The organism is Kitasatospora sp. NPDC053308, from assembly GCF_055585785.1.
On record NZ_JBVJJY010000001.1, the window covers coordinates 42822 to 55432 of the forward strand.

At 73.9% G+C, this 12611-nt stretch carries 11 protein-coding genes; 3 read left to right on the forward strand and 8 right to left on the reverse strand.

Going from position 1 to position 12611, the window contains the following annotated elements; all coding sequences use genetic code 11:
* Positions 1–82 precede the first annotated feature (82 nt).
* The 8 genes from ACZ6Y7_RS00205 to ACZ6Y7_RS00240 form a co-directional block, all read right to left on the reverse strand.
* Positions 83–316: a DUF6126 family protein gene (locus ACZ6Y7_RS00205; RefSeq protein WP_465755621.1), complete on the reverse strand. Its 234-nt coding sequence runs from the start codon at positions 314–316 to the stop codon at positions 83–85.
* A gap of 32 nt (positions 317–348) precedes the next feature.
* Entirely contained in the window at positions 349–984 is a 636-nt protein-coding gene (locus ACZ6Y7_RS00210) for a helix-turn-helix domain-containing protein (protein ID WP_465755622.1), read from the reverse strand.
* A gap of 109 nt (positions 985–1093) precedes the next feature.
* Positions 1094–2827, reverse strand: a complete 1734-nt coding sequence (locus ACZ6Y7_RS00215; protein ID WP_465755623.1) for a pyruvate dehydrogenase — start codon at positions 2825–2827, stop codon at positions 1094–1096.
* Positions 2828–2992: 165 nt separating this feature from the next.
* The gene (locus ACZ6Y7_RS00220; protein WP_465755624.1) at positions 2993–5398 is read right to left on the reverse strand and encodes a glycoside hydrolase family 65 protein; all 2406 of its coding nucleotides are present in this window, start codon (positions 5396–5398) and stop codon (positions 2993–2995) included.
* Complete coding sequence (locus ACZ6Y7_RS00225) at positions 5395–6141, reverse strand: HAD family hydrolase (RefSeq protein WP_465755625.1); 747 nt, start codon at positions 6139–6141, stop codon at positions 5395–5397. The genes ACZ6Y7_RS00220 and ACZ6Y7_RS00225 overlap by 4 nt, the downstream gene beginning before the upstream one ends.
* A gap of 408 nt (positions 6142–6549) precedes the next feature.
* A complete protein-coding gene (locus ACZ6Y7_RS00230; RefSeq protein WP_402223931.1) occupies positions 6550–6999 on the reverse strand; it encodes an SRPBCC family protein in 450 nt (149 codons plus the stop codon).
* A gap of 115 nt (positions 7000–7114) precedes the next feature.
* Positions 7115–8815 carry an LCP family protein gene (locus ACZ6Y7_RS00235; protein WP_465755626.1) on the reverse strand — a complete coding sequence of 567 codons (1701 nt, stop codon included), beginning with the start codon at positions 8813–8815 and terminating at the stop codon, positions 7115–7117.
* A 334-nt stretch (positions 8816–9149) separates the two neighbouring features.
* Positions 9150–10136: a LuxR C-terminal-related transcriptional regulator gene (locus tag ACZ6Y7_RS00240; RefSeq protein ID WP_465755627.1), complete on the reverse strand. Its 987-nt coding sequence runs from the start codon at positions 10134–10136 to the stop codon at positions 9150–9152.
* Positions 10137–10503: 367 nt separating this feature from the next.
* Here ACZ6Y7_RS00240 and ACZ6Y7_RS00245 point away from each other — a divergent pair, with 367 nt between their 5' ends.
* The 3 genes from ACZ6Y7_RS00245 to ACZ6Y7_RS00255 all read left to right on the forward strand — a co-directional run bounded on the left by ACZ6Y7_RS00245 (position 10504) and on the right by ACZ6Y7_RS00255 (position 12583).
* Positions 10504–10731 (forward strand): hypothetical protein, encoded by a 228-nt coding sequence (locus tag ACZ6Y7_RS00245; protein WP_465755628.1) that lies wholly within the window; start codon positions 10504–10506, stop codon positions 10729–10731.
* A gap of 323 nt (positions 10732–11054) precedes the next feature.
* Positions 11055–11924 (forward strand): hypothetical protein, encoded by an 870-nt coding sequence (locus ACZ6Y7_RS00250; RefSeq protein WP_465755629.1) that lies wholly within the window; start codon positions 11055–11057, stop codon positions 11922–11924.
* Entirely contained in the window at positions 11858–12583 is a 726-nt protein-coding gene (locus ACZ6Y7_RS00255) for a VOC family protein (RefSeq protein ID WP_465755630.1), read from the forward strand. Before ACZ6Y7_RS00250 ends, ACZ6Y7_RS00255 begins: the two co-directional genes overlap by 67 nt.
* Positions 12584–12611: the final 28 nt, after the last annotated feature.

Sequence of the window (12611 nt, forward strand, 5' to 3'; positions counted from 1 at the left end):
CGGCGATGCCGCTGCGGGGCGGCGGGCGTGACGCCGTGGGGCGCCCGCCGGAGCGGGGGCCCCACGCGTCGTCGGGGGTGGACTACTTGTTGCGGCTGCCGAGTTCGAACAGGAGCATGATGAAGCCGGCGAAGACGTGGATCCCGGCCGTGTAGATCACCAGGCGGAGGTAGACCCGCTTGTTGGCCCACTTGCCGGCGTCCATGGTCTTCGGGCCGGCGGGGGTGTCGCCGGCGACGGCCGGGGTGGCGGTGACGGCTGTGGTGGCGGTGGCGGCTGCGGTGGCGGTGGCGGCTGCGGTGGCGGGATCGGCCATGGTGATCTCCTCCGAGGTGTTCTGACGGCAGGTCAGTGGGTCGCGGCGGGGCCTCCGCCGAGGCAGAGTTCGCCGCCGGGGCTCTGCAGCAGGGTGTGGATGAAGAGCAGTTCGACGCCGTGGTCGGACTCGGCGGCGATGCAGTGCGGGGTGAGCGAGTCGTAGTGGGCGGAGTCGCCCACGCCGAGGCGGTGGACCTGCTCGCCGAGGGTGAGCCGAAGCTCGCCGCGCAGGACGTACAGCCACTCCTCGCCGGGGTGGACCCGGACCACCGCGTCCTGCACGCCGGGCGGGACGTGCACCCGCAGGGCCTGCATGGCGCGGCCGGGGGCGCCGGCCCGGCGGTAGCCCCAGCCGCCGGCCCGGCCGGGCTCTATGGCGCCTCCCCGGACCACCGGGTCGGGTTCGGCCAGGGTCTCGCCGAGCAGGCCGGACACCGAGGTGCCGTAGGCGCGGGCCAGGCCGAGCAGGACGGGCAGCGAGGGCTGCCGACGGCCGGTCTCCAGCCGGGACAGATAGGCTGGGGAGAGTCCGACCCGCGCGGCGGCCACCTCCAGGGTGAGGCGGCTGCTGAGCCGGTGCTCGCGGAGGCGGGCGGCGAGGCCGACGACTTCCTGGTCGTCGAGCCGGTCGCCGGCGGCGGGGGCGCCGGTGGAGCTGGTGGTCATGTGCCCAGTGGACACCTCCCGTGCCGCTCGGGCAAGAAATTTGCCCCAGAGGCAAGGCGGCCGCGCCCACCCCGCGCCCCCGGCCGCGGCCCGGGCGCGGGCCCGCGGCTCAGGGCCGGGGGATGTTCCGCAGGTTGCTCCGGGCCAGGTCGATCATGCGTCCGACGCCCCCGGAGAGGACCGTCCGCCCGGCGGCCAGCGCGAAGCCCTTGAGCTGGGCGGCGGTGATGTGCGGCGGGACGGAGAGCGCGTTGGGGTCGGTGACCACGTCGACCAGGGCCGGCCCGGGCCGTTCCAGGGCCTCCGCCAGGACCTCCCGCACCCGCCCCGGTTCGGTCACCCGCTTGGCCGGGATCCCCATCGCCCGGGCGATCCCGGCGTAGTCCACGTCCCCGTTGTCGGTCTCCGACTCCGGGTAGCCGGAGACCAGCATCTCCAGTTTGATCATGCCGAGTGCGCCGTTGTTGAAGACCACCGTCTTCACCGGCAGCCGGTGCTTCGCCACGGTGAGCAGCTCGCCGAGCAGCATGCCGAGGCCGCCGTCGCCGGACATCGCGATCACTTGGCGCCCGGGGTGGGCGAGTTGGGCGCCGATGGCGTGCGGGAGGGCGTTGGCCATCGAGCCGTGCAGGAAGGAGCCGATCACCCGGCGGCGGCCGTTGGGCTGCAGGTAGCGGGCGGCCCAGACGTTGTTCATGCCGGTGTCGACGGTGAACACCGCGTCCTGGGCGGCCACGTCGTCGAGGACGGCGGCGACGTACTCGGGGTGGATCGGCAGGTGCTTCTCGATGTCGCGGGTGTAGACGCCGACCACGTCCTCCAGCGCCCGGCAGTGCTTGCGCAGCATGCCGTCGAGGAAGGTCCGGTCGTGCTTCTCGTCCAGCAGCGGCAGCACGGCCCGCAGGGTGGCGGCGACGTCGCCGTGGACGGCCAGCTCCAACGCGCTGCGGCGGCCGAGGCGGGTCGCGTCGTGGTCGACCTGGACGGTGTGCGCCTGCGGCAGGAAGGAGTCGTACGGGAAGTCGGTGCCGAGCAGCAGCACCAGGTCGGCGGAGTGCAGCGCCTCGTGGCAGGCGCCGTAGCCGAGCAGGCCGCTCATGCCGACGTCGTACGGGTTGTCGTACTGGATCCACTCCTTGCCGCGCAGCGAGTGCCCGATCGGCGCCTTCAGGGCCTGCGCGGCCTCCGTCACCTCGGCGTGCGCCCCGCGCACCCCGGCGCCGCAGAACAGCACCACCTTGCGGGCCGCGTTGAGCAGCCGGGCCAGCTCCTGCACCTGGGACCACGGCGGCGCGGCGACGGCCTGTTCGGTGAGGAAGTGGCTGGTGCCGGTCGGTCCGGCGGCGGGCAGCGCGGCGACGTCCCCGGGGAAGGCGAGCACCGAGACGCCGTGCGAGCCGAGCGCGTGCTGGATCGCGATCCTCAGCAGCCGGGGCAGCTGGGCGGGGGCGGAGAGCATCTCGCACCAGCTGCTGCAGTCGGTGAACACCCGCTCGGGGTGGGTCTCCTGGAAGAAGCCGGTGCCGATCTGGCCGGAGGGGATGTGCGAGGCGAGGGCGAGCACGGGCAGGCCGCTGCGCTGGGCGTCGTAGAGGCCCTGGACGAGGTGGGTGTTGCCGGGACCGCAGGAGCCGGCGCAGACCGCGAGCCGGCCGGTGAGTTCGGCTTCGGCGGCGGCCGCGAAGGCGCCGGCCTCCTCGTTGCGCACGTGCACCCAGGCGATCCCCTCGGCCCGGCGGATCGCGTCCACGACGGGGTTGAGGCTGTCGCCGACCACGCCGTAGACCCGTTCCACCCCGGCCTGCCGGAGCACCTCCACCATCTGTTCGGCCACGCTCGCCACGGGTGTCCTCCCTCCGCCCTGCTCGGCACAGGACACCTGCACCCTCCGACGGGCGGGGCGGCCGGGCACCCGGAGTGAGCCGAACGAGTGGCGGTGCGGGCCCGCGCCACACGGGCCGGTGCGGGCCCGCGCCACACGGGCCGGCGCGGGCCCGCCGCCCGGCGGCTACTCGGCCGCCAGGTGGTCGGGCTGGCCGAGCTTGCCGGCGGCCAGGCCCGCCTGGGGCTGGCGGCGGGCGGGTTCGCGACCGGGGGGCTGGGCGACCCTTTCCTGGCCGGGCGGGGTGGTGGTGGGCAGGGAGACCGGCCGGCCGGCCTTGACCTGCACCGGCTCGCCGTCGTGCCGCAGGTGCAGGACCTCGCCGCGGCGCAGCGTGTACGTCGTCTCCTCGTGGCTGATCCGGACGTGCAGCAGCTGGCCGCGGACCAGCAGCGAGAAGCTCAGCCTCATCAGCCCGGACGGCAGCCGGGGGCGGAAGGCCAGCGCCTCGTCGAAGTCGCGCAGCCCGCCGAAGCCGGCCACCAGGGCGATGCAGGCCCCGGCGAGCGAGGCCATGTGCAGGCCGTCGCGGGTGTTGCCGCCGAGGTCGTGGAGGTCCATCAGGGCCGCTTCGGCCGTGTAGTCGTACGCGAGGTCGAGCTGGCCGACCTCGGCGGCGATGACGGCCTGGGTGCAGGCGGAGAGCGAGGAGTCGCGGACGGTGAGGCGCTCGTAGTAGGCGAAGTTGCGGGCCTTCTGCTCGTCGGTGAAGGCGTCGCCGCGGACCTGCATGGCGAGCACCAGGTCGGCCTGCTTGACCACCTGCTTGCGGTACAGGTCGAAGTACGGGAAGTGCAGCAGCAGCGGGTACTTCTCCGGCGGGGTGTTCTCGAAGTCCCAGACCTGGTGGTCGGTGAAGCCGTCGGCCTGCGGGTGGACGCCGAGGTCCTCGTCGTACGGGATGAACATCGCGGCGGCCGCGTCCCGCCAGGCGGCGGTCTCCTCGGTGTCCACGCCGAGGGCGGCGGCCTCCCGCGGGTGGCGGACGGCGGCCTCGGCGGCGGCCCGCAGGTTCGACTGCGCCATCAGGTTGGTGAAGACGTTGTTGTCGGCGATGGCGCTGTACTCGTCCGGGCCGGTGACGCCCTCGATGCGGAACCTCCCGGCGACGTCGTGGTGGCCGAGCGAGCGCCACATCCGGGCCGTCTCCACCAGCAGTTCGAGCCCGTACTCGCGCTCGAACTCCTCGTCCCCGGTGGCCCGGACGTACCGGGCGACGGCGGCGGCGATGTCGGCGCCGATGTGGAAGGCCGCGGTGCCGGCCGGCCAGTACCCGGAGCACTCCTCGCCGTGGATCGTCCGCCACGGGAACACCGCGCCACAGAGGCCGAGTTGGGCGGCGCGCTCCCGGGCCAGCGGGAGGGTGGTGTGCCGCCAGCGCAGGGCCTGGTTCACGGCGGCGGGCAGGCAGTAGGTGAGCACCGGCAGGACGAAGGTCTCGGTGTCCCAGAAGCTGTGGCCGTCGTAGCCGGGGCCGGTCAGCCCCTTGGCGGGGATGGCCCGTTCCTCGCTGCGGGCGCCGGCCTGCAGGACGTGGAAGACGGCGAACCGGACGGCCTGCTGGAGTTCGACGTCGCCCTCGATCTCGATGTCGCTGGTGTCCCAGAACTCCCGGAGGAACTGGACCTGTTCGGCGACCAGCCCGTCCCAGCCGGTGTACCGGGCGGCGGTCAGCGCGGCCTCGACCTGGTCCCGCACGGCGGGCAGCGACCGGGTGCCGGACCAGCCGTAGGCCGTGAACTTGGCCAGCCGGAGCGCCTGTCCGGGTTCGAGGACGGTGGTGACGCTGATCCGGCACTGGTCCGGGTCCGCCTCGGCGACGGTGTCGAGCTGCTCCGGGCCCTCGATGATGTGGTCCATCCCGGCCGCGACCCGGATGCCGCTGTAGCGGGTGCGGTGCAGCAGGACGGCCTTGGCGGCGTTGGCGTGGTGCGCCTCGGACTGCAGCGGCGCCTCCAGCACGGCCGCGGCGCGCGGATCGCCCTCGGGGCCGCCGGGCAGCTGCTCGTTGGCGACCAGCTCGGACTGCAGCACGATCCGCACCGGGCCGTCCACCGCCTCGACCCGGTAGTCGACGGCGGCGACGGCCCGCTGGGTGAGCGAGACCAGCCGCGAGGAGCGCACCCGGATGGTCCGGCCGGCCGGGGAGGTCCACTCGGCCTCGCGGTGCAGGATCCCCTCACGGAAGTCCAACCAGCGCTTGTGGCTGACGAGTTCGCCGTAGCGCAGGTCGAAGGGCTCGTCGTCCACCAGCAGCCGGATGATCTTGCCGTTGGTCACGTTGATGACGCTCTGGCTGGACTCCGGGTAGCCGTAGCCGCCCTCGCCGTACGGCAGCGGGCGCAGCTCGAAGACGCCGTTGAGGTAGGTGCCGGGCAGGCCGTGCGGCTCGCCCTCGTCCAGGTTGGCGCGCAGACCGATGTGCCCGTTGGAGAGCGCGAAGACGGATTCGGCGCGGGCCAGCGCGGCGAGGTCCAGTCCGTGCTCGGTGATCTGCCAGGGGTCGATCGCGAAGTTGTCCGACGGGCTCATGCCGCACCTTCCAGCAGCTCGGAGAGGTCGTCGACGACCACCGTGGCGCCGTCGCGGCGCAGTTCGGCGGCCTGGCCGGTGCGGTTCACGCCGACCACCGCGCCGAAACCGCCGGCCCGGCCGGAGGCGACCCCGGCGAGCGCGTCCTCGAAGACGGCGGCGTGCGCGGGTTCGACGCCCAGGGCGCGGGCGGCGTACAGGTAGGTGTCGGGGGCGGGCTTGCCGGGCAGGCCCTCGGCCTTGGCCACGGTGCCGTCCACGATCACGTCGAACAGGTCCTCGATGCCCGCCGCCCGCAGCACGTCCCGGCAGTTGGCGCTGGAGGAGACCACCGCGCTGGGCAGGCCGGCCGCGCGCAGCCGGTGCACGTAGGCGACCGAGCCCTCGTACGGCTGGACGCCCTGCTCGTGGATCAGCCGCAGCACCAGCTCGTTCTTGGCCCGGCTGACGCCTTGCACGGTACGGGAGTTGGGCGGGTCCCCGGGGGTGCCTTCGGGCAGGTCGATGCCCCGGCTGTGCAGGAACGCCCGGGTGCCGTCGAGGCGCGGGCGGCCGTCCACGTAGGTGTCGTAGTCGACGACGGCGTCGAAGGGGACGAACGGCCCGCCGGTGCGGGCGGCTTCGGCGCGCAGGAAGGCGTCGAAGGTGTCCTTCCAGGCCGCGGCGTGCACCTTCGCGGTCTGGGTGAGCACTCCGTCGAGGTCGAAGAGGAAAGCGTGGATGTCGTCCGGTAGCCCCAGCATGGGTGCAGTCTTACCCGGGAACGGGGGGAAGCCACCGATTTCCCGGCGGCGCGTCGTGGGAAGGGCGGCTCGCGGGCCGCAGCGGGCGGTCAAGGGTCACGCTCGTCCCCGGACTCGTCCCCGTCCCCATGCCTCGGCGGGGCGCCGGGGGCCCGGACGTCGGGGGCGGCCCGCCGGTCACCCACCGCGGGGTCGACGCGACCCGGGGTCGCGCAGCGGGACGGAGCCGTGGACGGACGTCGCGGGGGCTCCGGAGGCGGCGGTGGCCCGACGGTCGGACGCGCCGGGGCAGGGGGGCGGAAAGGGCCGGCGCCGCACCGCCACCGTCGGCCCGACGCCGCGCTCCCGCCACCGCAGGGCCCGCCGCAGGGCCCCACCGACGGGCCTCCCGCGGTGCCGCGGGCGGGTTCAGGGGGCGTCGTGGCGGTGGGCGGTGACGAAGTACGGCTGGACCTTGCCGCTCTGCGCGTAGTCCTTCAGCCGCACCAGCAGCTCCGCCCAGGTGCCGGCCACGGCCGGGACGCCGTCCTCGCTGCCCGGCTGCCAGCCGCCGTGCCGGAACAGCAGCCGGGTGCGCTCGGGCGCCCCGGGCTGCTCGGCGAGCTCCCAGCTGATCCAGGTGCCGGCCCAGTGCGGCGGGAAGGCGCCGGCGTTGGTCCACACCACCCGGTCCTCGTCGGCCCGCTCGACGCGGAGCCGGAAGGGCTCGGGGACGTCGGGGAAGTCGAACAGCAGGACGTCCTCCTCCCGGTCCACGGCGGTGGTCCACCAGGAGGTCAGCCCGTCGTGCGTGGTGAGCGCGGCGAGGACGACGGCGCGGGGCGCGGCGATGTCGAACTGCAGGGCGATCTCGGGCATGGGGTCGGCCTTTCGGGACCACGGCGGTGCTACCGCCACCATGGCACGACCCCCGGGCCGCCGCGCCCCGGAGGACGCCGGCCCGGGGGTCGTCCCCGCCGTCCGGTGGCGGCGGTCAGCCGCCGCTGCCGTACGTGGTGTTCGCGCAGATGTCGTCGTCCGCCGAGCGGGCGTCGTTGGTGACGGTGGTGGGCAGCGGCTGCGGGGCGGCCGGCCCGCCCGGGGTGGCCCCGGCGGTCCCGCTGGGCGAGCCCGCGCCGACGGTCGCGGCGAAGTCCTGGCCGACGATCACCGAGATGCCCCGCGAGCTGCCGGAGGCCAGCTCGGCGCCCGGGAACAGCGCGGCGATCTTCTCGGCGTTGGCCTTCTGCCCGGTGCCGTACTCGATCGTGGTGGTCTTGTACTTGGTGCTCGCCGCCTGGCCCGCCGTGGTGGCGCTGAACTTGGCGGCCTTCAGCTGGTCGGTGCCCTTGCCGGCCAGGCCGTTGACGAGGGTCCCGTTGTAGACCGACACCTTGATCGCGGCGTTGGAGGCGTCCCCGGCCGGCGCGGCCGGGGTGGTGGGCGCCGGCGGCTGCGCGGCCGCGCTGGCGGCGACGCTGGGCGCGTCCGGCTGCTGGCCGGTGGCGTTCTGGCCGTCGATGGTCCGGTCGGCCTTGAGGGTCTCCCAGAGCTGGTTGGCGTCCGGCTGGATGAGGTCGATGTTGGAGTCCTGGGTGCGGTAACGCCAGGGCGCCGTCACGAACTTGAGGTCGTGCATGTCGATGTTCTTCATCGACAGGCCGAAGGAGAGCAGCTTGTCCGCGGAGTTCAGCCCGGGGTCGACGGTCAGCGACTTGGTGGCCGCGTCGGCCAGCGGCAGCAGGTTGGTCGGGCTCAGCCCGTCCTTCTTGATCTTGCTGATGAGCGAGCTCATGAAGGCCTGCTGGCGCTTCATCCGGCCGATGTCGGAGCCGTCGCCGATCCCGTGCCGCAGGCGCACGTAGTCGAGCGCCTTCTGGCCGTCCACGGTCTGCTTGCCCTGCGGCAGGACGAGCGCGCCCTTCTTGTGCAGGTTGGGGTTGATGTCCCCCTCGTAGATCGGCTGCGGCAGGCAGATGTCCACGCCGTTGACGGCCTTGGTCATCGCCGCGAAGCCGTTGAAGTCGACCACGATGGTGTGGTCGACCCGGATGCCGGTGAGCTTCTCCACCGTGTTCTGGGTGCAGGCCGGATTGCCGTCGTCGCTGCCTCCGACCGAGAAGGCGGCGTTGAAGAGGTCGTTGTTGCCGCCCTTGGTCCACTTGCCGTTGGGGAGCTTGCAGGACGGCAGCTGGACCATCGCGTTGCGCGGTATCGAGATGCCCACGGCGTGCTTGTGGTCGGCGTACACGTGCAGCAGGATCGTGGTGTCCGAGCGGGCGCCGCCGTCCTCGCCGCCGCCGAGGTCGGCGTTGTTCTTGCCGCGGCTGTCCGAACCGATCAGCAGCACGTTGACCGGCTTGTTGCCGTCCGCGTCGGCCTTCGCCTCGGGCGGGCGGTCGCCGGCTATCGCGTCGGCGTCGAAGGACTTGATGTTGGCGTTCAGCTTGAAGTAGATCGCGCCGCCCGCGCCGGCGATCAGGACCAGCACACCGGCCGCCGACCAGGCGACGATCTTCTTGACGTTCTTCTTCGGCTTGGCGTTCTTGCGCGCCGCCGCCCGGCCGCCGCCGGAGTCGGCTCTGCCGCCACCGCGGCCGCCCTTGCCCTGGGCGGCCGCGGCACGGCGGGCTTCCGCCCGTCCGCCGCCGCGCGGCCCTGGTACGGAGCCCGTGGCGTCTTCCCCGCTGGGCACGTCCACACCCCGCGCCGGGCTCTCGCCCCTCCGACCTGACATGCGCGTACCTTTCACCGACGGAAGCGACGCCCCGGACGATCTGGCGCACCGCACACAGAGAGACGGCCCGAACCGTTCCCCAGGTTGCACATACGACCGTCAGCATCAACCGACGATCGTGGCTTCCGATCATATTTTGGCCCGACACGGTCACCGACCTCCGGTCACCCGGCAGCGCCGCCGACAACCGGGAAACCACCGGGCAGAACACCTGAAACCGCCCGATTCCGGCGTGACTTACGCCACTGCCGAGCCGCGGGGGGCGGGCGGGGGCGGGGCGGGCCGGGGCGGGTCAGAGCCAGCCGCGGCGGCCGGCGAGGAGGCCGGCTTCGAAGCGGCTGCGGGCGCCGAGGCGGTCCATGAGGTCGGCCATCATGCGGCGGACGGTGCGCAGGGAGAGGCCGAGGTGCTTGCCGGCGGCCTCGTCGGTGTAGCCCTGGCCGAGCAGGCGGAGCAGTTCCTGTTCCTGGCGGGTCAGGCCCTGTTCGTCGCGTTCGCGCGGGGCGCCGAAGGGGGTGGCGTCGGCCCAGGTCTGCTCGAACAGCGAGAGCAGGGCGGTGATCACGCCGGGCGAGGAGATCTGCACCGCGCCCTTGCGGGTGTTGGCCGGGTCGATCGGGACGAGGGCCACCCGCCGGTCGATGACCATCATCCGCAGCGGCAGGGCGGGCACCGTCCGGACCTCGCAGCCGAGCCCGGTCAGCCACTCGGCGTGCCGGACGGTGGCCCGGTCCTTGCGGACGCTGTCCAGGTAGACCGTGCGCATCGCGACGCCGCGGGCGAGCAGTTCCTCGTTGCCCGGGCGGCTCGCCTGGAGCGAGGCCGCGGACTGGGCGCCGCCGGGGTTGAAGGTGAGCAGTTCGGCGCAGACCGAGCGGACCAGCTCGTCCAGCCGGGCCTGGACGGTGGCGAGCCCGATCAGCCGCTCCAGCTGGCTGTCCTCCGGGGCCGACTCGTCCCGGTACTCGGCGAGCAGGTTGGTGATCGCCGCCTGACGCCGCTCGAACTCCTGCTGGGCGCGCTGCTGCACGGACTCGTAGTGGCGCAGCAGGGCCGGCAGGCCGACCCTGGGGTCGACCGGCCGCAGGCCACCGGGGAGCTCGCCCGGGAGTTCCTCGGAGGGCCGGAGCAGGCGGAGGTCGGCGAGCTGGTCGAGAGCGGCTCGAACCCTGCTCTCGGTGAAGCCGAGCTTGGCGGCGAGGCCCTTGGCATCCAGGTGGTGATCGGTCAGCATCAACCGGTAGACCGCCTGTGCGGCGTCGTCGATCCCGTCCGTCATCGGCGCACCACCCCCGCAGTCCGTCCCCCCGACCGGCGACGTCGACCGGGCAAGTTGCCGCCTGATCATGCCAGGGCGGACCGACCGGGACAACCGTCGGCGCCCCCGCTTTCCGGTCCGCGGGGCATTCGACGCGGGAAGGGTAATGGAACGGCAATGGCACCATCGTGCCAGGGCGATCTTCCTGCCGCCCCGAACACCTTCCGGTACCCCGCGGCGTGCAGCAGACTTTCGGTCGTCGGGGAGCGGCGAGCTCCCCGGCCGGGCCCGCCGATGACCGCGGACCGCCCTCACCGGCGGTCGACCGACGCGGCTGCGTGAATGCCCGGCCAACGCTTCCGAAACCGTGTTCGTCCTGGGGGATTCCATGCTTTCTTCGCGCACGTTCGCGTGTACCGCCGCCGCCGCGATCGCCCTGGTCTGCGGCGTCCTCGCCGGGTCCGCGCAGGCGGCGACCGGCCACGGGCCGGCTGCCGGCCGGAGCGCCGGCGCCTCCGTGTCCACCGCGCTGGCCCACCTCGCCGACACGATCCACACCGCCCCGCTCCCCGACGTGCCCGCCATCAACACCCCGGGCGACTGGCGCTGGGAGTGAGCGGCAAAGCCGCCGACACGACGCCCACATGACGTCTCCTCACCGACCACCGGCCGACGGGCAGCCAGGCCGGACGGTGACGGGCCCCCGGTCGCGGCGGCCGGCCGGCGGATCCGTTCCGTGCCGCGCCGCCGCCCGACCGCCGTGGCACCCCCGGGGTGTCGCCGGCCGCGGCCGGGGCGGGGCCGGGGCGCGGTCGGGGCGGGATCGGAGACCTGGTCAGGCCGCGCTCCGGGCGCCGTGGTGGCACGCTCGGGGCGCGCTAGCAAATTGAATGTGCAACAAACCTGTCAGGAGCGACAGTGCCGGTTATCGAGCCGATTGTGCTGACCTTCTTCGGCATCGAGGTCGGACTCGTGCGGGCCGACCGCGACGAGATCTCGTTCCATTTCGGTCCGCACCTCACAGGGATTTCCCAGGACCCGGACCAGCTGCGGGTGGAATTCTCCGGAGCCGCCGGAAAGGGCGACCCGGGCGATTTCCTGGTCCGCCGCAGCGACGGCACGCCGTTGCTGCGGCGGCCGTTCCGGGGCTGGGGCAACGTGCCGCCGGCCGTACCGCCGTTCGCCGCGCTGCAGGACCGGTTCTGCCTGGTCCCGGCCGTGGTGCTGGCCCGGGGCGGGGCCACCGTCGCCCTGCTCGGCGGGCCGTACTCGGAGCAGGCGAACGTGGCCGCCGCGCTGGCCCAGCGCTCCTGGGAGTTCGTCTCCGGCCGGCTGCTGGTGCTGGACCGCCGCAGCGGCCACGTGCTGCCCTACCTCGCTCCGCTGGAGGCGCGCGGGGCGGCCGCGGCCCGGCTGCGGCGGGCCGGGCTTCCGGAGGGGATGTGGCGCACGGTCGCCTCGCCGATCGGCGGCGAGGTGCTGCTGGTGCGCCCGGAGTGCCTGGGCCCGGTCGTCCCGGTACGGGCCCGGCTGGCGCCCCCGGCGCTGATCCGGATGTGTCGCAGTGCGGACGAGGAAGTCCGGCTGGCACCATGGGAGTTCACGACCCAGACCTGGCCGGCCGGATCGGCCGGTCTGCTCGCCCGGGCGCCGACCCACTGCCTGCACCTCCCCGGTGCGGGCGGGGCGGAGGAGGCGGCGGGCCTGATCGATCACGCGATGACCAAGGAGAAGGACGAGTCGTGCCTCGACGTACCCGCTATGCCATCGGCGCACCGTGCTGGGCTGACTGCATCACTCCCGATCTGAACGGCAGCCGGGAGTTCTACGCGGCGCTGTTCGGCTGGGAGTTCGTCGCCGAGTCGCCCGACTACCAACTGGCGGTGCTGGGCGGGGAGATCATCGGCGGCTTCGGCGCCGCGCCGGCCGGGATGCCGCCCGGCGCGGTGTGGAACATCTACCTGGCCACCAAGGACGCGGACCACAGCTGCGCGCAGGTCGGACGCAACGGCGGCCGGGTGGTGATGCCCCCGGTGCCGGTCGGGGCGAACGGGCGGCTGTTCCTCGCCGTCGACCCCTCGGGCGCCGCGGTCGGTTTCTGGGAGGGCAGCCGCGCCGAGGGCGTGGTGCTGGCCGACGAGGCGGGCACGATCAGCGGCCACGAGCTGCGGGTGCCGCACGCCGCCACCGCCGAGTCCTTCTACGGTGCGGTCTTCGGCTACCGGCTCACCCCCGACGGGGAGTTCGAACTGGGCGGGGTCGGGCAGGCCCGGGTGGTCGAGAGCGACCAGGGCCGCCCCCAGTGGCTGCCCCACCTCGGCGCGCTCGACCCGGCGCGGACCGTGCGCCGGGCGGTGGAGCTGGGCGCGCGGCTGGTGCGGCCGGCCCGCGAGGAGCCGCCGGTGCTGCGCGACCCGTGGGGCGCCGAGTTCGGCGTCGTCGCGGCGCCGGCGGGCGGCGGAGGCTGACGGAAGGGCCCGGCCGAGGGGACCGGGT